13 protein-coding genes are annotated in these 18,877 nt (G+C 36.8%); 2 read left to right on the plus strand and 11 right to left on the minus strand.

Annotation, left to right across the window (positions count from 1 at the left end; genetic code table 11):
* The first annotated feature begins 190 nt into the window (after positions 1-190).
* On the plus strand, positions 191-823 hold the full coding sequence (locus E4S40_RS02315) for a hypothetical protein (RefSeq protein WP_135070275.1): 633 nt from the start codon (positions 191-193) through the stop codon (positions 821-823).
* 9 nt (positions 824-832) lie between these two features.
* Here the strand turns inward: E4S40_RS02315 and E4S40_RS02320 are convergent, their stop codons facing one another.
* The 8 genes from E4S40_RS02320 to E4S40_RS02355 form a co-directional block, all read right to left on the minus strand.
* Positions 833-1,603 (minus strand): DUF3667 domain-containing protein, encoded by a 771-nt coding sequence (locus E4S40_RS02320; protein WP_135070278.1) that lies wholly within the window; start codon positions 1,601-1,603, stop codon positions 833-835.
* A gap of 1,291 nt (positions 1,604-2,894) precedes the next feature.
* Positions 2,895-3,491: a DUF4136 domain-containing protein gene (locus E4S40_RS02325; protein WP_135070281.1), complete on the minus strand. Its 597-nt coding sequence runs from the start codon at positions 3,489-3,491 to the stop codon at positions 2,895-2,897.
* A 1,611-nt stretch (positions 3,492-5,102) separates the two neighbouring features.
* Positions 5,103-8,558: a helicase-related protein gene (locus E4S40_RS02330; protein WP_135070284.1), complete on the minus strand. Its 3,456-nt coding sequence runs from the start codon at positions 8,556-8,558 to the stop codon at positions 5,103-5,105.
* Positions 8,542-10,551: a phospholipase D-like domain-containing protein gene (locus E4S40_RS02335; protein ID WP_135070287.1), complete on the minus strand. Its 2,010-nt coding sequence runs from the start codon at positions 10,549-10,551 to the stop codon at positions 8,542-8,544. The genes E4S40_RS02330 and E4S40_RS02335 overlap by 17 nt, the downstream gene beginning before the upstream one ends.
* Complete coding sequence (locus tag E4S40_RS02340; RefSeq protein ID WP_135070290.1) at positions 10,551-11,558, minus strand: hypothetical protein; 1,008 nt, start codon at positions 11,556-11,558, stop codon at positions 10,551-10,553. The genes E4S40_RS02335 and E4S40_RS02340 overlap by 1 nt, the downstream gene beginning before the upstream one ends.
* A 242-nt stretch (positions 11,559-11,800) precedes the next feature.
* Positions 11,801-12,277: a hypothetical protein gene (locus E4S40_RS02345; protein ID WP_135070294.1), complete on the minus strand. Its 477-nt coding sequence runs from the start codon at positions 12,275-12,277 to the stop codon at positions 11,801-11,803.
* Between the two features lie 37 nt (positions 12,278-12,314).
* Positions 12,315-12,758 (minus strand): hypothetical protein, encoded by a 444-nt coding sequence (locus E4S40_RS02350; RefSeq protein ID WP_135070297.1) that lies wholly within the window; start codon positions 12,756-12,758, stop codon positions 12,315-12,317.
* A gap of 85 nt (positions 12,759-12,843) precedes the next feature.
* Positions 12,844-13,326 (minus strand): hypothetical protein, encoded by a 483-nt coding sequence (locus E4S40_RS02355; protein WP_237563109.1) that lies wholly within the window; start codon positions 13,324-13,326, stop codon positions 12,844-12,846.
* Positions 13,327-13,583: 257 nt separating this feature from the next.
* Between E4S40_RS02355 and E4S40_RS02360 the strand changes: the two genes are divergently transcribed.
* Positions 13,584-14,069 carry a very short patch repair endonuclease gene (locus E4S40_RS02360; protein WP_135070300.1) on the plus strand — a complete coding sequence of 162 codons (486 nt, stop codon included), beginning with the start codon at positions 13,584-13,586 and terminating at the stop codon, positions 14,067-14,069.
* Here the strand turns inward: E4S40_RS02360 and E4S40_RS02365 are convergent.
* Genes E4S40_RS02365 through E4S40_RS02375 form a run of 3 tightly spaced genes read right to left on the minus strand, consistent with a single transcriptional unit; the run spans position 14,046 to position 18,871 of the window.
* Positions 14,046-16,361, minus strand: a complete 2,316-nt coding sequence (locus E4S40_RS02365) for a DUF2357 domain-containing protein (RefSeq protein ID WP_135070303.1) — start codon at positions 16,359-16,361, stop codon at positions 14,046-14,048. The two genes, E4S40_RS02360 and E4S40_RS02365, sit on opposite strands and share 24 nt — an antisense overlap.
* 3 nt (positions 16,362-16,364) lie before the next feature.
* Entirely contained in the window at positions 16,365-18,338 is a 1,974-nt protein-coding gene (locus E4S40_RS02370) for an McrB family protein (protein WP_135070306.1), read from the minus strand.
* Positions 18,335-18,871, minus strand: coding sequence for a hypothetical protein (locus E4S40_RS02375; protein ID WP_135070309.1), 537 nt, complete (start codon positions 18,869-18,871; stop codon positions 18,335-18,337). The genes E4S40_RS02370 and E4S40_RS02375 overlap by 4 nt, the downstream gene beginning before the upstream one ends.
* Between the last annotated feature and the right edge of the window lie 6 nt (positions 18,872-18,877).

Here is an 18,877-nt window from a genome sequence, read left to right on the forward strand (position 1 = left end):
TTCCCCTAGGAGACACCAATTGATTATTCCCAAGCCAAAATTCTATTTTTGCAATAATTGCAAATCAGTCATTTTGGCTTAAATCTTTTCCCTGACAATCATCAGCTATTGTCCTGAGTATTTTCGTTGGCTATCCTTTTGAATTACTGTATTTTAACATACAAACAGAGGAAATCTAGTTATTGGGAAAATGGACCCGAATTCAATCATATATAGATCCATCATCACATTCATTTCTTCTCTTCTGATGCTTTTTGTTTTCACTTCATGTGAAGATCAAGAGCCTAGGAGGCCAGAGATGGCAATACATTATTTCCCGATTTTGAAGGGGAACGTATGGAACTATGAGGTGAAACAGGTTTATTCTGACGGTACAAGCTCTTCTCCTTTTTACATTACCTACACTATGGGTGATGGCCGGATTGATATTTCCAGTAGTTCTCCTTCTTATGATGGAGCCTACCAAATTATGTATATAGGTTCTGACACCAATATTTATAATGTTGTAGGAGAATTTCTAACTACTCGCTATATATCCCGAGAAAATTCAGAACAATTTCTTTTATCCCAACGAGATGGAACGGTGCCTGCTTTTTACTATATGATAGGAGGCAAAAAGAGAATTAATGGTCGGGATTACATTTATGCAAAGGATTCCATTATTTATAATCCTTCCAATGTTAGGGTTCGGGTTTACACTTTTGGAAAAGGTGTCGGGATTACTGAAATCCGAACACTTTACTACTATTCGAATGGCTTAGGCGAAATTCTAAAGAGCGATTTTGAGCGAGTACAAAGTTTAATCAGCTACGAGCTACGTTAGATTTTTTGGCTACAGATATAATTTTTGAATGGCCATCATAATAAAGAAACAAATCAAAATAAAGAACAAAAACAGAAGGTAGGTCAAGAGAGTCTTGATTGGTTTGACCCAGGTTTTTCCCTTCTGGAAAAATTCCTGATAAACCCAAAAATTGTAAGCCACGGAGATAAATAGGGGGCTGATTTCAAAAAAGTCATTAGGGAAGATACTGTTTAATATATTAAAGCTCACATAAATAAAAGATTGCTGACCGGTGATGTAGGAGTTTAGCACCATATGTTCTAAGAAATTCCGTCGCTCTGATCGGAAGCAGATTCCCGAAGCCAAGGAAAACACAGGAATCAACAATAAGACCGTGTAGGCATAATTTTTTGAGAACCAATCCAAAATTGGGTTTTTTGGTAATGCATCAGCTGAAGCTTGTTCTGCGCTGCTAAAACCAGTTAGAAAATCATTGATAAAGGTGTTTTGATTTAATAAAATTGCCAGAAAGAAATAGATGGTAGAGGCAGTAATCAGGTAGGCGATGGGCCTGACATAGGCTTTTCGTTTTCCTTCCAGAAATTCCCGGATGGAAAATCCAGGTCGTTTGAAAAGTTGAATATAGGTGAAGAAAAAGCCTGCGTTTAAGGAAAATATACTGGAGCTTAGATCTTCTAAAAGTGATTTGAAACTTACACGCTCTATATGAGCGCTTTGCCCACAGTTTGAACAAAAATTACCCTGCAGCGCTTCTCCGCAGTTTTTACAAGAAGGGGCAAGGTTTTTAGGTGTTTCCATTCCAAATGTCCAAAGCTTTAATATAAAGGATGGAAGGAATTATTAGCTAGCTTTTTAAAAAAGAATTACTTGATAATTGCTGGTCTTTAAACTGTTCGTAGCGATTTGGTTTCGTCTAATGCAAAACGAGTGGTGGCAGAAATACTGAATTAATACCGTACTCCAAAAGCTCCGAAGGAGCGAAATTATCAATAGCCAGGGGTTTTAACCCCTGGTTATCAGGTAACCAATACACCAGCGCTGGCGTAGGGTTTTTGTTTGGAAATGGGGAATAGGTGCCAGCAAGATAGAAGCGGATTTCTTCATTCTTTTTTCTTGGCAAAAAAGAATCAAAAAGCCAAGACGCAGCAAAGCTTCCTCGCGCAAACCCAACGCATGGCCCGCTCCTGCCTGCCGCAGGCAGGGCTGCGTCCGCCCACCCCACACGTTGGCTAATCAATATTTTCTAGATGATCTTATTCCAAAAAGCTCCGTAGGAGCGATATGTTAATAGCCCCGGGTTTTAACCCGGGGTCAATAGGCATCCCATACACCAGCGCTGGCGCAGGATTTTTTGTTTGGAAATGGGAAATTGGTGCCAGCAAGATGGAAATGAATAATTTATCTTTGTTCTTTTGGCTTGACCCAAAAGAACCAAAAGGTCAAGACGCAGCTAAACTTCCACGCTCTAGGCCTACCCACACCTCGCGGCTGCGTCAGCCCTCCGCACACGTTGGCTAATCATTAATTTCGTTGTGATCTAATTTCAAAAAGCTCCGTAGGAGCGAAATATCCATAGCCCTGCCTACCGGCAGGCAGGCCCGGGTTTTAACCCGGGGTAAATGAGATCTATGGATTCCCCAGCGCTGGCGCAGAATTTTTTGATTGGAGACGTGGCTTAGTGCCAGCAAGATGGAAACGGTTTTTATTGTTCTTTTGGCTTGACCCAAAAGAACCAATAGGTCAAGATTTGGCCAAGCTTCAGCCCACATGGCTCGTGCACACCCCGCTGCCAAATCCTCCCACCGCACACGTTGGCAAAGCCTAGAATTGTAAATAACTCAGGAGGAGTTTAACTTTTTGTAGCCCTGCCTACCGGCAGGCAGGCCGGGGTTTTAACCCGGGGTAAATGAGAATTATGGATTCCCCAGCGCTGGCGCAGTATTTTTTGATTGGAGACGTGGCTTAGTGCCAGCAAGATGGAAACGGTTTTTTTATTCTTTTGCCTCCTTAATATTCGGGGCCATCATTTTATTTGAAAATAAAAAAAAGGCGATGGTTCTAACATCGCCTTTGAAGAGTTGTTTATCATTTACTCTTCACCAAATGGATCAAAATCCCAATCGTTGAATATAGATATAACTTTCGCTTCTAAATTGTTAATGTCTTTCAGATCAGAAACGCTAAATGCTCCTGAGGCAAAACCTTGCCAGATTTGATTACCGCTTTCGGCATCAATGAAGTTGACAATGACGGTTCCAGCTTTCACAGGTACCATTTTCGTACTCATGGAGCGAGGTCCAAAGCCTAGGTAATCCTGACCATTGGTCATGGTGTAGGTTCTCAACTCAGTAGGCTTTTCCAATATCTGAAAATTGACTAGCATATCGGGATTTTCCTCATCATGTGAGAATCCTCGAGCGGACATTTGCATGTCAATAGCTTCTTTTACTTGAGCATTAGATGTCTCATTATTAAATACAAACACCATATCTCCGCTCATCCAAATATCTTCCAACATTACATCCTTTGCGAGTACCCAATCATAGGTTTGATAGTCCGAGAGGTATTCTGTTTCTCGTATATCGGTGTAAGTTTTTTGGGCTAGTGTTAAAGGAATAGCCAAAAGAAATGTAAATACTGTAGCAAATAAGGTTTTGTATAAATGATTGTTTTTTAAATATTTCATAATAAATAGGTTTATGGTTTTAAATACTATCTATTATAATTAACGGCATAAATTATATATTGTTATTTCTGTTTTTATATGTTGTCATGATTATTTTACAATATATTTTATAATACAATTAGATTTTATATTTATAGATATATTATACTTTTATTTGGTTTATATAAATCAATCCAAATAAAGTTTTTTTCAAATTTTTGTTAATTGAAGGAATTTTGAGGGATTTTTCACTGTGTTGATAGATGCAAATTCTATCAGTTTGCAGTTAATGACGAGGAAATATGTCACTTGGCGAATATCCTACTGTTAGTCTCTTTCAATTACAACTAGGTAAAAAATCCTTAATGATTACCGAAATCCAAAAGCTCTGTAGGAGTGAAATTATCAATAGCAAGGGGTTTCAACCCCTGGAAATAGGTAGCAATATTCCCCAGCGCTGGCGCAGGGTTTTTGGTTTGGAAATGTTGGATTGGTGCCAGCAAGATGGAAATGAAACCTTGAGGTGGATTCCGGATTACAAATCCCGAATAGTTAGTCTTTTTTTCGTTCTTTTGGCTTGACCCAAAAGAACCAAAAGGTCTAGATTTGGCCAAGCTTCCCCGCGCAAGGCTCGCGCACACCCCGCTGCCAAATCCTCCCACCGCACACGTTGGCAAAACCTAGAATTTATAAATAACTCCGGAGGAGTTTAACTTTTTGTAGCCCTGCCTACCGGCAGGCAGGCCCGGGTTTTAACTCGGGGTTAAATGAGATCTACGGATTCCCCAGCGCTGGCGCAGGGTTTTTGGTTTGGAAATGGGAAATTGGTGCCAGCAAGATAGAAGCGGATTTCTTCATTCTTTTTTCTTGGCAAAAAAGAATCAAAAAGCCAAGACGCAGTAAAGCTTCCTCGCGCAAACCCAACGCATGGCCCGCTGCTGCGTCAGCCCACCGCACACGTTGGCTAATCATTAATTTCGTTGTGATCTAATTCCAAAAAGCTCCGTAGGAGCGTAATATTTGTAGCCCTGCCTACCGGCAGGCAGGCCGGGATTTTAACCCCGGGGTAAATGAGATCTATGGATTCCCCAGCGCTGGCGCAGAATTTTTTGATTGGAGACGTGGCTTAGTGCCAGCAAGATGGAAACGGTTTTTATTGTTCTTTTGGCTTGACCCAAAAGAACCAAAAGGTCAAGATTTGGCCAAGCTTCAGCCCACATGGCTCGCGCACACCCCGCTGCCAAATCCTCCCTCCGCACACGTTGGCAAAACCTAGAATTCGTAAATAACTCCGGAGGAGTTTAACTTTTTGTAGCCCTGCCTACCGGCAGGCAGCCCCGGGTTTTAGCCCGGGGTCAATAGGCATCCCATACACCAGCGCTGGCGCAGGATTTTCTGTTTGGAAATGGGAAATTGGTGCCAGCAAGAAGGAAACGTAACCTTATTGAAGATTCTAGATTAAAACCGTTCGTGGAGACCTGCCAGCTACAAAGGCAGGCACAACCGGTGGTAGAAGAAATGTAGGGATTTAATCGTTTTTAAAGATCTTTCGAGGGTTTCTGAAGAAGGGTGAGGGTAAGTAACTATTGTATTTTGAGGTGCTAAAGAATGATAAATTTTATTCATTGAATATTAAATATCTAAATCACCACCCGTATATCTCTCTTCTAACTTGTCTGCAGTTTGGATTACCCTCTTAATTGTTTCAAACATTTCTTGATTGGGTGTATCTAGGTCGATTCTTTTTTCTACCAAAAGCGATTCATTGTTATCAATTAAATCAAAACCCAATTCTTGTAGACTATTTTTGATTTCGTCTCGGATTGTCCTGCTTCGTAACTCTGTGCTTCTACAAATGATAGATTCCACAGACCACAATATTTCATCGAATGATTTTCCCTTCAACATAATTATTTTTAAAGGGGCTCTTCTACCATTAAGCTTTACATTGGCTGATATACTAAAATTTATAGGGTCTTGCTTTGGAAATACATAAAAGTCATTGAATTTCTGAATTATTAAATCAAATGTCGTTTGCAATTTTTCCAAAAGGGATTGTTTAGTAAATCCAATTCCATAATTTGGCTCTAGTTCATCTATTATTTGATCAGAAATTCCTTGAAAATTTTCATAGTCGTATTTGGACTCCAATAAGTCTTTAATCTGTTCCGGAATTATTTCTATGATTGCATCAGTTGTTGCCTTGGTGTCTTTTTCTATTACATTAGACAAATCATAAAACGTATCAATAAAGGCATTCATTTTTGTAAAAACTTTTGCCACTTGATTCACTTCCAGTGTATCCGCTAGGTAGGGATAAAAAACTTGTAATGAATTATCGAAAGTCCGCTTTCCATCTTTTTTCAATTTGAAATAACTCATCGAATTGATTCGATCAATTCTTCCTGTTCGTTGTTCCATGTCGGATGGATTCCAAGCTATTCCATAATGATAGACATCACTACAATAAAGATGCAAATCCTCACCTTCTTTTAACACATCTGTGGTAATCAAAACGTAAGGGAATCCTGGCATTCTAAATTGCATAGCGACTCTACTGATATTACGTTTGTGGGATCCACTCGCTCCTACTACCGGTGTTTGATTATATAAAGCCCTTTGAATCTTACTTTTATCGGGAAAATTAGTTGCAATGATTTTGTCAAAATCACAAATAATAACTTTTAACTCGTTCAGTACTTCTGGAAAAGTCTCTTTTAAAATCTTTAATAGGCCTTTTTCGTAATTTTCGGGATAGATACATTCAGCGATATAAGACGGCAATAATCCAGAACCATTTCGAAAAATCCCCCGGATGATTTCGATTAAAGCCTCTAAATTTTCCCAGAAGTCATGAATGGCGGAATTTGAATTCCAATGTTCGTCCAACCAGAATTTAAACTCTTTATGCAATTCTTCCTGAAACAAATAATTTAAAAAGGGTTTCCGTAAAAAAAATGGATCTATTTCTTGAAACGTTTTCTTCATTGGCCTTCCATCCTTTGCAATGGCCTCCATCAAACGATCATTTGCCAATTCAATCCGCCTAGCTTCTGTTTTCTCTTTTTCACTAAACTCTATATTCCTAAGTTTATTTTCATCAAAATCCAATTCATTTATTTCATCTCTTAAGTAATAAAGATTAAATCGGAACCAATCCTTTGTAGAACTGCGATTCCTAAAGTTGAAACCTTCCTGGTAACGTTTTGTACTGAAATAAGATGAGAAGAAATAACCAAAAAGAGCATCATCCTGCTCTTCAATTTGTTCATAATCATTTTCAATCTCTTGTTTTCCCCTGTCGGTCAAATACTTTCTTATTAACTCAAAAGCGAGTTTCTTTAGTTCTGTTTTAATATTTCTTAATCCAACGTGTCCCTTTATTTGGTTACGGAAGCGTTTAAATTCATCGTAATCCAAGCTTGAATTGAATAATTCCAACAAAATATCATACGATCGCTGCACTAGGTCAATAGAATCGTCTTCACTTAATTCCCTTAAATCCCATTTATACAATTCATATACTTTTTTGCTTACTTCATATAGTAGCCTATCAATTTCCATGATTTGATGGCGTTCTTGATAGGCAGTTTCAAGAATTTTCAATCGACTACTTTTAGATAGGTACTTCTTAATGCGTTCATAATCCCACTTTTCAAGCTTATTGATTAGTTTACGTTCAAGTTCCATCACAGAAGCTATCCTACGTACAAAAACCAAGGCCTTTTCACCCTTTTTCATTCCATCAAATAAAACTTCAACTAAGTTGTCCTGTTTGGGGTGAGGCAAATAGGTGTCGAAATGATTAAAGTAGGATTCAGCCATATTTTTGATAATTTCGGAGTCGGCTGATTTATTCTCATGTACTGAACTATCCTCATACTCCCTGTCGGATTCACTTTGGGTATTAAAGGTTTCAAAACCTGCTAACATCCCAATCTCAAAACTCTTATTGTTCGATTCATTAAAATGTTTTAGGGTTTTTAATTGGAGTAGACCAATAATAATTGACTCCAAATTACTTTCAATTTTCTGGGGTGCTGCATCTGGCAATTTGACGACATTACCTTTGCGGTGTTCATGCCTGTACATATTTCTACTCACCGTGCCTTCTTGATCGATTTGTATTTTCATCAATCCACGAATCATAAATGAGGATAAGGCGGTCTTTAATTCAGCCTCTACATCCTCCAAATTCCTGTAAGCATGGTTGGGTATAAAACAATCGAATTGGTTTTTCAATTCGTACAAACCATTATCAATAGGAGTGGCCGAGAGAAAAATAACCTTCCTTGCCTTCCTGATTATCTGGTCTTTTAATTCTGGGAAATCCACAAAGAGTTGTTGGTCTTCTTCTTCCTGTACTACTCCCATCATCCTTGAGATTACTTGATTTCGAATCGCAACCTCACTTCCGATGCCATGTTTAAAGTTATGGGCCTCATCCACGATAAGGAGATCTATTTCAGGTAAAGTGAGATTTAGCAAATAAGCAAATAGTCGTTTTAGGTAAATTTCATCCGATTTTTTCCGGTAAAGCTTGATTCCTTTTTTGAAAAAATCATGTACAGTAATTGGTAAACTTTCCAACAACCTCGTCTTCCAATCAGAATATTGTGTCGTGGCTATACTTAAAGATGATATTCGGAAAATCTCATAAGATGGAGTGTTGTCATGAAAATAAGTGAGTCTATTATGGATGCTTCGTTCTGAACATTCACCAACAGGAGCACCCAAAACAGACTTTACTATGTTGCATTCTTTTAAGTAATTGTGTCGAATAAAATTATTTATTTCCCGAACCCATTTATGTTGAAGGTTTTGTTTAGGTACGAGTATTACATCCTTATATGAATTTCTTCTTTCCAAAGTTGAAAAATGCCGCAAAAGCGAAGCAATCCCAAGAGCCACATAGGTTTTTCCCAATCCTACTTCATCAGCGATATATAAAAAATCCGAGCCCTCTTGATAGAGATAATTAAATCCCTTTAAAATAACTTGAAATTGACGCTCTGCAATTTCTTTGTCTATAGATCCCTTAGGGTTTAAATCGATAAGCTCCCTAGCAGTTTTATCTAGCAACCTCATCCTTTATCATTTTTAGAGCCCATTTCAAATGATTTTTTGTCAAGTCCTTTCCAATCATTTTCTTGGAAACATTTTGTATTTCAGTTGCTAGTTCTTTATGTATCGATAATATTTTATCAAAACTATCCTCTAATTGAAAATCATCTGCTTCAACATTCATATAAAAAAAGAGATCGATGATATTTAACAAAAGCCAATAAAAACCTTCGTTCAATTTCCCTTCAGACTCCATTTTTTTAAGCAGTTTACGATAACCATATAAGGTGTCCACGTTGTTGGCCAATAAATAATATTCCCGAAGCTTTCTAGTATGTTCTCGGTATTGTTTCAATCCTTTTTCAGTAAACAACCTTTTTTGCAAAGCCAACAAACCATTTATGTGGGTTGCCATTATATTCAATGTGCTATGGTTTTCTATCAAAGTGGCTTCTTGAATATCTCCTGCTTCATCAGTAATTCTATCAATAAATCGATCGATCAACTGTAAACTTAACAAAGGGTCATCATCCTGCTCAATCGATTTCCACAATTCCAGCAATTCCACGTCATTCAATACCAATCGCTCTGGCATTGGCATGGCTTCTATGTTATTGTGGATGGGGTAGTAATAAAATATTGTGTCCTTCCCAGAAGGTTTTACTGGGATCAAAGGACGATTGGCAAAGTAACGCAATTGCTCCTCGCTCAGTCGAACAATTCGGCTACCGTTAATCGAAATATTTGAAAAATTACCGCCGGAAATATACCCTCGTTGATTGTCTTCATTTTCGTTAATAACCTCCAAGGTTTTTGCACTCCAATCCAATATAAAGCGCAAATCATAGGCGTCTTCTCTATCTTCTGAAATCTGTTCTTCTGGTTTTGGTTCTGTAAAGGTTAATGTACTAATATCGCAGGGTTTTAATAAATCATGTTCTTGGTAATCTGTTTTATCTGTTACATACAAAATAGCAGATTCGTAATTGCCGCCATTTTTAACCCCTTTCCAGGCCATATTAGTAAAGTTCACCGAACCTACGATAGTGAAAACTTTAGAATCACCTATCAACTCGTATACTTTAGAATGGTTCCTTCGGTAGCCTTTGGTAGCTTCTACGTCGTTTACCTCCTTCCAATTGATTCCCATGGAAGCAACTTCCTCATATAGAACCTTATCAATGGCGACAACATCTACATTTTCAAAGGGGAGGGAAAAACTGATATCAGCACACTCCGTGAGATCTTTAAATTCCTTAAAAAGCCCCGATGACGTGGGGTAGTAGGGTGAAATTACATTTACTCTTTGAAATGGTAAGCCCTTGTTCAATTCATCCTTGATGAACTTAATAAAACTAACGAATGTACCATCGTGAAATTCATTTCTACGGGCACTGTTGAAATAATACAAATTCGGATTTTGATTCGTATAACCGACTTGTCGAAAAAACCTATCTATTTCATTATCTGCCTTACTCCATGATTCTGTCTCATCAAACCTTTCATTAAAAAATGTATTCCTAAGATCACGAAGGTATTCCTTAAGTTCATCTTTGAACTTTCTCGGGAAAAATTCATTACTCTTTAAACTCAAATAACTGAATCCTTCAAGATTACTGCACCAACCCGCTTCTGTAATATTGTTCGATCCTGTAACCACCAAAAGCTCCCAATCTTCCAGTAGAATAAAACTATGTTTGGGATGAAAGCAAGGTTTAACACCTGCTACTTTGGGTATATCTATGGTTCGTACCACATAGTCTAGGTTAATTCCTTTTTGAGCCTTGGCATGGAAATCACAATACACGGTGATGGGTGGCAGTTCGTGTTGAAACTTACGCCACAGGATAGCGTTTTGGATACGGTTTTCACCAAACGGAATATCGGGAAAGAAAAGTGGCAGTAGATAATTTTCAAAAAAGTCCGGTTCAAAATTGAAGGTATGGAACACCGCAGCACGAACTTTCCGCCCGTTCATTTTTTCTTTTAAATGTTCAGCGAGTATAACAGTCCCCATTACAACATAATTTGTTTGTAAAGTGAAATATAAGTGGGGAAGAAATAAATATTTTCAAAATCCGAGTCTTTATCAAAAGACTCGATAGTTTTGGCCCCATCGGAATAATAGACCTTTACTTCTCCGTTTTCCTCCTTCAACCAAGGTGCATTTTTACGGTTCTCGCTGATGTATTTATTACGCTCAATAGCTGTTTTGACAATCTCGAAAGGCGGATTTTGTAAACTTGCATTTAGGGAATCCAGCACAGAATCGTTGAATTCATAATTCAATTTGGGTGGAAAGGAATTAAAGATGGGCATCTTTTCAATTTTGGAACGCGACCAATTGGGTTCATCCTGTAATGTTCGGAACAGGAATGCATAGGGGGTAAGTATCTGTTCCGCATGTTTTATTCGTATCAGTCTTTGATTTAATGATTCATTATCACTTAATGCTAATAAATCATCGATAAAAGAATAGAGCTGAAATCCTTCCACTTGAGTTAATTCTGGATGTGTATTAAAAATATTGAAAAGTGTATTTTGGACATGATCTCCATCAACTTCGAGTAGGACCTTTTGATAAAAAAGTTTTTCTACTTCTGTAACAGACCGTAACATTTCTGCAAAAAGTAATAAGTTGTCCTCATCCATGGTGATTACATCTTCCTTCAATAGCTTGTCGACTAATGGACGTAGGGGTAAACCATTTACTTTTGATTCCAAGGAACTTTCTATCAGCTGCTGAAACTCATCCCGTTTTCGAATTCCTATTTCTGTAAAAGGTCGATTGTATTTACCATAAATACCGTAGCTTTTTTGATTGCTCAATAAGGTATGTTCAGGTTTTAAGCTAAAAGTATAAGGTGAGTTACTCACTTTCTTGCGGATAAAATCGATGCCATTAAAGCCCCCCTCATTAAGATGTAATACCCGGGAAAATCCACAGGCCTGTTCGAATTTGAGGAAGAAAGGCAGAAAACCAGACGGATTCCTTTCCCCATAAAAATACCAAGCATAGGACATGACTTGGAAATCGGTGAGATTAATTGAGACCGTAGATAAATATTTAATTATACTTCTGCCTAAGGATTGCCAAATAGGCTGAAAACCTAAGGGGTCTCGAGAACCCTTAATTCTAAAATTGGGATCTTGCTTGGTGAAGAAAAGCATAAAATTAAAGCATACTGTTTATTAAAATACCACGAGCTAAGAAGGTGTAACTAGATATATTAAAGATAGGGAAATGACATTTTACAAGTAAATATTTACTTACCCCGAAGAATAATAAATCCTTTTTCTTTTCTTTCTGAAGGATGGGTAAATGGTAATCTTTTAAGTCCTTCTACGAATATTTCACCTCTGGTTTTCTCACTTTGGTCGATTTCAAAAGAAATGACTGCTTCAATTTTGAAATCGCGATCAAACGGTAAAATCAATACATGACGGGCCTGAACCTGAATTCCAAAAGTACCTTCAGGATTTCCCAAGCTGAGACTTGCTCCTTCAAATTGCATTTTGCCATCAAACTGTAATACAATATGGGAGGAAACTCCTGTAAGATCCAATTGTACATTCAATCGACTATGGATGAAAGAAAAGAGAATTGATTGTTCTTCTTCGTTGAGAAAATCAGCTACTTTGACAATTGAGTCAAGGGTTATATATTCTTCAACATGAATTTTTCTGATTTCTCCATTACGGAAATACACATTCAATTTTTGAGGATATTTGACAGTTTTCATGATTATCTTTTTTAATTATTAAGGATTAGGAAAGAGTTTATTCATCTGAATCTTTATAATGAGCAGCATTCATTGCAATAACTTTTTTCGAATGGGTCACTAAACTTCCTCCCCAAGGAATTACTGTACTGAATTCAATTTTTTCACCTTCGAAATAATGAGCCATATCTTTTTCTTCGACCAGGCACAAAAGGATTGGCCGCTGGTATTCCTCTTCTAAAGTCTCTTTGATCATCCTAGCTCGACTGATCAAAATGGTGTGCAGCTTGGAATATTTATCGAATCTATATTCTTCCAACAAACTATCGGCTATGCCATTTATTTGTGATCCTGGGAATAAATCAGGATCGTATCCCGAATTGATTTGGAGAGGAATCTGCATGTACACTGCGCTGAATAATCGCACGATTATATATGGAAATTCACCATAACCTTCTTGAAAGGCTTTTACAGTAGTGAGTTTATCATTTGAGTAATTCATTGTTTTTCTTGTTTAATGATGAATAGTTGTAAGAAAGGGGATAGGGGGCTTGGGATTTAGCCAAGTCAATCAAAAAGCCAGTGCTTTAAACCTTTATGTGATAAACATCTGAATGGTTTCGGCTTATGTCGCGGACGCAAAATCCTCCTGGCTCAGGGATTTCTTCGATCAAATCAAAGACTAAACAATCCTTGGGTAAACCTTCAAAAATCAGGGTAAAGTCATGGGGATTATGAGGATGAATTTCCCTCCAGTCAGGATAGAAACTGATATTAAATGCCTGCAGCAACTTAGATGGTTTTGAAGACCCTTTGGGTTTCAGGAAAGTGCTAGGCCAAATACGGAGTCTGGGGGAATAGAAAATGCTGGGATAAAAGCGACAATGGATGATGACCTGTTGCTCTTGTGTAGCATATTCTTCGGCCTTTTGCTTGAACTCTGAGTCCAATTCGATTTTAGGACGATGGATTACCTCTTTTTCCGGCTTAGGACCGAAGGGTGAATCAGGAATGCACCCATTTAGGACTTTTGCCTTTGGAGTAGGTGGTGTTGTTTTGAAAGTACGCATGATAACATGGGTTTAGGTTAAACATGTTATCATCAAGAAGGAAAAGGGGATTGCAGGTAAACATTTTTGGTCTGCAGGGACCCTCATCGATTGACCACCGTGGTGTTTGACTCGGTTGGTATCAGCCGTACTGATTCTTGATGATGTTTCAAATTTGGAAGCAGTTTCTTAGAAATCAAAATACAATTCTGATTTCTGACACTTTTTGTCAGGAAATAGGGTTTGAAAAGAGTACTAAAGCCCATTAATTTTAAAAAGTGAGTTCCAAACCCTACATAAGGCCCAAAGTAGCTGTTCCCAAGTTTTCTGAAGAGAATGGATTTTATACTACTGAACAGCGGTCCTATAACATGTCAAGGATTCGATCTAAAGGTACTAAGCCTGAAAAGCTTCTTAAAAAAGCCCTGTGGCATGCAGGTGTTCGATATAAGACACCCAAAAAGCTTCTTCCCGGAAAGCCAGATATCAGTTTGAAAAAGTATAAGCTGGTAATTTTTATTGATGGGGCTTTTTGGCATGGATACGATTGGGAGTATCGTAAACATGCCATTAAATCAAATCAAGAATTCTGGATAGCAAAGATCGAGAGGAATATCCAACGGGATCAAGAAATAAACGCATACTACCAATTAAAAGGGTGGACTGTATTGCGTTTTTGGGATTTTGAAGTGAAAAACGAGATAGGTATCTGTCTTTCGCTTATTCTTGAAAAAATGGGGTTAAACGATTTTACTTTTCGCTAATTCCGAAAGTGAAGAGGTGAATGGTGATCCTGACTGATGTTTTGATTTGAAATTTTTTAACAAGGCGATGTTCCACTTTTTATCTATCAATTCTGGATCATTAATCGGCTCTATATCAATTACCAAATAGAATTTTTCTAATTCTTCGCCTTCTTTTTCATCGCTTGGATATTTCAATTTGCCTTTATTCAAATCATTTAAAGAATAAACCTTTGGTCCCTTACTTACAATTTTCCATAATCGATTAGAAATGAGTTCATTGTTCCCATGAAGCAATAGGTATTTTGCTGAGACTGTTTCAATATCAAGAGGAAGTGACCCATTTCCTGTTCCAGTCCTAAAGTTGTACTTTCTTTCTGTTTCTATCCAATTCAAATGCTCATGAGATTTATAAAAACCTACTAAAACATAGGTCTCATCTGGAATCAGGGCTCTGTTTTTTCCATAAGTTTCTGGAAGGAATTCATTTACCCTATCGTCATCTTTTGGTACCTCTTTATAGACCTTGTATGATTTTAATGCAATTTTTTCACGTTGAGATGCTCTATTGATAAAATGATTAATAACTTTTTTAATAAACGATTCAAGGTCTTTGGTTCCATCATCAGTTTTTGAAGGACGTACAGGGAATGCTCCTAAGCCTGGAATAATTTCATGAAATCCCTTTCTCTCTATAGGAATTGTTCCAGGGTAAAGGACATATGCGCCACCAGTTCTTCGTATAGCATCTTTGTATGCATGCATTTTCAGAAGGTCTGCATTTTTATAGATACCTTTTCTATTGGCCGTTTTCTCCTCGTCCAATTCATCTTCTTGATCAGTAATCTGAAAAATTTCGTCCACCTTATATTTAGCATCAAAGTGAATGTGAACAATGAGTTCTTCCTCTTCGGCTTGATCCATTCCTATTCCAAATGGCCAAACGGAAAGCGTATAATCAGGTCTTAGGGTAGTAGTCCAGCTTCCTGATTTAGGGTAATCGTTTTTTCCTTTAAATGGACGATTGTAGTTGAACTGAATATGAAACTTCCGGTTTCCCGAATTGAAAATCCCTTTTAGAGCAGTGAATTTTCCCTGTTTCAGATTGATATTCAATCCTTCATCTTTGACAGTTATCAATTCTTCCAATTGTTTGGGTTCGATTTCAAAAAGATGTTGAAGGATTCCGAGCAACTTGAAGAATAGCCAATATTCATATAGTGTCGCAATGTCTTTTTTGCCTCCTTCATAAACATCTTCTCCGCCATTCCAGATCAGTTTAGCTGCCAAATCAAACATCAGCCAAACTCTTAGGACTTCACGGTATCCTTCTTTTCTTTGAAGAACTGGACTATTTAATTTTAACAAATGAGGAGCATTAATTTCACTAAATATTGTGTGATTGAGATGATTTTCTAATTCGCTAATTAATCGATTTGATTCTCTTGATAATTGGCTTTGTTTATTTAGTTTTTTTGCTTTTGAATTAATTTCAACGCAAAACTTTAAAAAGGTTTCTAATGCATACTTAATAAATCGATTCTCTGGAGTATCCAATGAATCCACTTTTTTAGAAGAAAGGATTTTGTTTGGAAATGAACCTAATCCATGATTTATCAATGGATGTGAAGAGGGGATTTTAAATCGATTTTTGCCTTTGACGATTTCTGTAAGTGTGCTTCTTGAAAAACGTCGAATATTCCTTGTGTCTTTCAGATCAGTTTTTTCTTTCCATTTTGTATTGGGAAAAGATACTATTCGGTGTATAGCTTCTTGGAATTCTGAAGTCCCGACTATTGACTTAATAAAAATAAAACGCTGATAAAGGACCTGCTCAGAAATTCCTTTTTCAAAATTGGGTTCAAAGTTCTGAAAGACTGGGGAATTGATCTGGAGAAGAAGATCAGTACACTTCTCGGTAATGTATTCGAGCATATCCCGATAATCATCCCGATAGCCGGTTTTTCTCGATCTGACCTCTACCGGGATTTTCTTTATCGGGACATCATTCCCCTTTTTCAGTAGGTTTAAGTAAAGCGTCCCCACATAAATATTGGGAGCCAAGCTTCCCATATTGGGATGCTTTTGATGTGGTTGGATGATGTTTCCCTGAATAGATTCCAAATAGTAGTCAGGATCGCTGAGTTCAAAATCATAGAAGCAGCCTTCAAGGATCTGATACCTCGCTTCGTTGTTTTCCAAGCTTTCCTGTTCCTCATCAAAAAGCGTCTCATCCTTTTTTTCAAAGATTTCTAAGACTAGACCTTTTTCAATTTCAGAAAGATCTATCAATATTTTGGAAATAGCTGGCATAGTCTAGGCTTCAGCAAAACTTGCAAACCCGTTCTCGACTGCTGCCCTATGCATTCGGGACAGCTTTTCAAAGGAAAGAGGGTACTTGATTTTTTCACTATCAACCTCGAAAACCTTATTCTCAATGTTAGTATTTTCTATTTCTGATTTGATAGAGTCTTTGAGGCATAGATTTGCAAGAGAAGTCAGAACAGGAACAAGCTTCCGTCTAGACCCGTGAAGTTTGGGAAGGAGCTTTTGGATAACAGCAATATCCAGTTTTTCATCAATTTCGAGGTCTGGATCAATCTTGCCCAAACGATCTATCAGTTTGAGAATTTCGGTAGCTGATCGATATCCGAATTCGGCACCAACTTTTTTAAGCTCGACAAAGAACTTGCCTAACTGCTCTTTGACATCATCTATACCCTCTGTAGGAACATTAGTATCCAAAGCCATATCCAAAAAGCTTTTAGCCATTCCTGCACCTTTGGATTCTAAATTTTCCATGTTGATTTCACCAAGTTCATTAAAGAATTTGGTCATTTCATTAGGTGTAATCCGGAATTCGATGGTATTGGCCCGGTCTAAAACTTTCGGGCTGAACATGTGAGTAGTCTCATCGATATTGACTGTTCCAATGATGAATAGGTTTTTAGGGATATTGATTTTAGAAGGAATCCCACTTTTTGGGGTTTTATAATTATGCAGAAAAATTTCTTCGCCTGATTCCATGGCACTTAGGAAGTCGGCAAAATACCGTTCAACATGGCTAAGGTTCATCTCATCTAAAATCAAAAAATAAGGTAAATCAGGATTATCATTTGCCTCAATCAAAAGGTCCAAAGCACCATTTTCAGGTTTAATATATTCATTCTCATTCAATGCATTAGGATAACCTAAAAGTGGCTCCCGGTTTGTCCAATCCGCGCCTACTGGAATAAGGATAAAGTTCCCGGTTTTCAATTCCGTACTTTCTCTCATCATTAATGAAGCAACTTTGAAAAATTCTGTATAAAACCCGTGAATATGTTTTTGATAAATAGATCTTTCGCCTACCTCATGTCTTATCTCTTTTGGGTCTCCATTGATATCTATTTCTCCATTTTTTAATAAATCAAACCACTCAAATATCCCTTTAACTGGAATAGGTATAATCTTACCTGTTGACCCTTTAAGGTTTATTATTTGTAGAAAATCACGATCAAGAGATACAATTTTATAATTTTCAAGAAATATCTCATTTTGAATAGCTTTTTTTAATAGGGCAAATTTTGATTGTTTATAACTAGATATCCATTTTCCAAAAGCTAGTGCAAGTTTTGTTTTCCCGGAACCAGAGAGCCCTGTTAATAAAAGAAAGTTTTTTGATATCAGAGAAGAAATAAATCTTTTTACTAAGCTTTCAGAATAGATAATATTCGAAGATGAGCAATCCCTCCAAAAATCCATTATTTTAGTTGAATATTTAATTTCTTTTTTAGTATTAGCTTTAGTCTCATCATTAGAAATCAATTCTATTATACTTTTTGAATCTAGAAGAATTTCAATTTTTGATGGAAACTCGCTTTTATTTAGGATTTTTTTTGTTGCCTTTAGAATCGCAATTGCTTGTTGGTTATCAATTTTTCTAAAGGATTGATTTGGTTCATTTGTGGTTATAGGACCTATGCTAGGAGCATTTTTTAATTCTGGAAATTTATAAAAGTCATCTCTGGAGATGCTTTCCTCAAAAAGTTCCAAAATCTTTACCTTTATTTTAAAGTGTTTTGATCCATCATCTAATGGAAGTGTAACCACTTCCGAAAGAGCTCTAAGTCCATTTTCATAGTTGATTTCTTTTTTGCTCTTATCTCCGCTTATTACTAAAAAAACAAAATCTCCTAATTTCACCTCTGTGCGGTGCCATGATAGTTGTTTGAATTCCATTATTGACGTTCCTCTCAATAATGATTTTATAGATTCTTGATGGCTAGTTTTAATCGAAAAAAAATTCATGATTTATTATTTAAAATATTTATTAATTCTTGTTTACTCCTGAAGAATTCATAATCATCAAAATTAATTTGATCCAGCATGATGATTTTATTTTTTTCTAAAGGGTTCATCTCAAAAGAAACGATTTTATTAATCTGTTTTTTATAAAAAAGTGGACCAATATATGCGAATTTTTCAGGTTTTAGATATATAATTACCGAATTTTCAGTTTCATTTAAGATAGGAGCTCTCTTTGAAGAAAATGGTATTAATAAAACTCTCTCATTATTTAATTTGTATTCAAGCCTCTTGTAATTTTTGTTCATCCTTTTTTCAAAGTCGAACTCCATTCCTAAAAATTTTTCAAATGCAAATTCTGCTCTAATTTCTTGCGAAAGGTTATTTAAATATAATTGGGCGTCAAATTTGTCTCTTAATTCTCCAACGTCCTTAAGTTTTAAATGATTTAAAGCAATTTCCTGGATTTTTAAATCTAAGTATCTAGGAGTATCTACTTTAGAAAAATGTTTTTGGATTTGAGGAAGCAAATTCATTTTTAT

This window comes from Algoriphagus kandeliae, from assembly GCF_004571135.1.
In the GTDB taxonomy this organism is placed as follows: domain Bacteria; phylum Bacteroidota; class Bacteroidia; order Cytophagales; family Cyclobacteriaceae; genus Algoriphagus; species Algoriphagus kandeliae.

Excerpts from the sequence above, each read along its gene's own strand:
- E4S40_RS02315 (WP_135070275.1), top strand. The coding sequence starts at position 191 with ATGGACCCGAATTCAATCATATATAGATCCATCATCACATTCATTTCT.
- E4S40_RS02320 (WP_135070278.1), bottom strand. The coding sequence starts at position 1,603 with ATGGAAACACCTAAAAACCTTGCCCCTTCTTGTAAAAACTGCGGAGAA.
- E4S40_RS02325 (WP_135070281.1), bottom strand. The coding sequence starts at position 3,491 with ATGAAATATTTAAAAAACAATCATTTATACAAAACCTTATTTGCTACA.
- E4S40_RS02330 (WP_135070284.1), bottom strand. The coding sequence starts at position 8,558 with ATGAGGTTGCTAGATAAAACTGCTAGGGAGCTTATCGATTTAAACCCT.
- E4S40_RS02335 (WP_135070287.1), bottom strand. The coding sequence starts at position 10,551 with ATGGGGACTGTTATACTCGCTGAACATTTAAAAGAAAAAATGAACGGG.
- E4S40_RS02340 (WP_135070290.1), bottom strand. The coding sequence starts at position 11,558 with ATGTCCTATGCTTGGTATTTTTATGGGGAAAGGAATCCGTCTGGTTTT.
- E4S40_RS02345 (WP_135070294.1), bottom strand. The coding sequence starts at position 12,277 with ATGAAAACTGTCAAATATCCTCAAAAATTGAATGTGTATTTCCGTAAT.
- E4S40_RS02350 (WP_135070297.1), bottom strand. The coding sequence starts at position 12,758 with ATGAATTACTCAAATGATAAACTCACTACTGTAAAAGCCTTTCAAGAA.
- E4S40_RS02355 (WP_237563109.1), bottom strand. The coding sequence starts at position 13,326 with ATGCGTACTTTCAAAACAACACCACCTACTCCAAAGGCAAAAGTCCTA.
- E4S40_RS02365 (WP_135070303.1), bottom strand. The coding sequence starts at position 16,361 with ATGCCAGCTATTTCCAAAATATTGATAGATCTTTCTGAAATTGAAAAA.
- E4S40_RS02370 (WP_135070306.1), bottom strand. The coding sequence starts at position 18,338 with ATGAATTTTTTTTCGATTAAAACTAGCCATCAAGAATCTATAAAATCA.
- E4S40_RS02375 (WP_135070309.1), bottom strand. The coding sequence starts at position 18,871 with ATGAATTTGCTTCCTCAAATCCAAAAACATTTTTCTAAAGTAGATACT.